This is a genomic window from Vibrio sp. 1401, assembly GCF_033340295.1.
Genome location: NZ_JAWOWF010000534.1, coordinates 1 through 611, shown reverse-complemented (window position 1 = coordinate 611; position 611 = coordinate 1). Strand labels below are relative to the sequence as shown.

Annotated in this window: 1 protein-coding gene; it reads left to right on the top strand. The window is 48.4% G+C overall.

From position 1 onward, the window contains the following. Positions 1–611: cadherin-like domain-containing protein (locus tag R7Z77_RS26680; protein WP_318137214.1), on the top strand; the 611-nt coding region annotated here is incomplete at both ends.

Genomic DNA, 611 nt, shown 5'->3' with positions numbered 1-611 from the left:
TTGCGGATCCATCAGCGGGAACGATCACGCAGATTAGCGCGACGGAATGGCGCTTTGAACCATCAGAAAACTTTAACGGTGATGTGAGTTTTGTCTATGACATTACTGACGATGGCACAACAAATGGAGCACCGGATCCAATCACAATCAGCGGTTCTGCGGTCATGAACGTTCAAGCGGTTAATGATGCTCCGGAGATTGATGGCTCATTAGTAACCAGCACGATCTTCGAATCGGCAGGTCAAAAAATATCAGGCATTACGATAGCAGATGTGGATTTCACGGGTATCCATGAGAACGAGATCATGACGATTTCGCTCAGCACGAGTGAAGGTGATGTCAGTGTTATCGCGCCATCCGGCAGTGGTGTGACGCTAGGTGTTGGTTTAGCGGGTGAAACCGTGTTGATGGGGACGTTGTCCCAACTTAATGCGGTGTTGACTTCGACAGATCCAAATGTCGGTGTTTTTGTCGATGCAAGTGACGTGAACAGTTCAGCTATTTCATTGACGGTTACAGCGGACGATAATGGAATTTACTACGAGAATTCCACAGGAACGTCGCTGCAAGCCACCGAAACGTTTGATATCAACGTGACACCAGTGGCGGAC